Origin of the sequence: Oceanibaculum indicum P24 (assembly GCF_000299935.1) — a bacterium.
GTDB lineage: Bacteria > Pseudomonadota > Alphaproteobacteria > Oceanibaculales > Oceanibaculaceae > Oceanibaculum > Oceanibaculum indicum.
The window spans coordinates 1-944 of sequence record NZ_AMRL01000068.1 but is presented as its reverse complement, the minus strand read 5'-3'; the positions used below and the strand labels follow the sequence as shown (position 1 = coordinate 944).

Sequence of the window (944 nt, the reverse complement as noted above, 5' to 3'; positions counted from 1 at the left end):
GGCGGGCGGCCCGCCAGCGTCAGCGCCGGCACCCCCATCCACAAGGCATCGAACAGCATCGTGCCGCCGCTGTGCGGGAAGCAGTCCAGCAGGATGTCGATATCCGCCAGACCCTTGAAGATGTCGGCGCTGCACCGCATCTCGACCCGCGATACATCCACCCCGTACTGGCCCAGGACGGCCCGGTAATAGGCCTGCGTCTTCGGGTCCGCGAAGGCCCGGAAATCCAGCACCAGCCGCGCCTCCGGCAGGCGGGAGAGGATCTCCCCCCAGGCCCGGAACACGCGGTGGTTCAGACGCTCCGTCCGGCCCGAATAGCCGAAGGTCACCTGCCCGCTTCGCTGTGCCGGCAGCGGCGCGACTTCGGGTGTGCCCTCCGGCGGGCGGTAGGCGATGAAGCAGCCCGGCAGACGCACGATCGCCTCCCGCGCCAGCGTGCCCTCGGGCGCCATATACGGGTCGAACAGCACATAATCCACTGCCGACAGGCCGGTCGTCCACGCCGCCCCCAGCCAGGTCGCCTGCACCGGTGCCGGCTTCAGCGCAAACACGCCGAGACGGTGGTCCTGCATGTGGTTGCAGCCATCGATCAATATGTCGATCCCGTCGGCCCGCACCTGTTCCGCCACTTCCGTATCCGACAGGCCGCGGATCTCCCGCCAGCCATCGGCCCAGCCGCGGAACTTCTCCGTCCACTCATCAGGCTGCTGCACGTTGGAGTAGCCGATCAGCTCGATGGCCTCGCGGTCGTGATGCTCGAACAGGGCCGAGAAATAGAAGCGCGAAGTGTGCCGCCGGAAGTCCGGTGACACGAACCCCACGCGCAGCCGCCGCCCCGGCGTGCGGTCATTGCCGTGCGGCACCAGCGAGGGTTCCGGCTGGCCATCCCCCCAGCGCGCGAACTCCGCAAAGATATCCGCAGCCGCAAGATCAGGGTGGTAGCT

The 944-nt window shown here is 68.2% G+C and carries 1 protein-coding gene; it reads right to left on the bottom strand.

Annotated elements, in window-relative coordinates; translation table 11 throughout:
• Positions 1-944: O-linked N-acetylglucosamine transferase, SPINDLY family protein (locus P24_RS18985; protein ID WP_008946370.1), on the bottom strand; the 944-nt coding region annotated here is incomplete at both ends.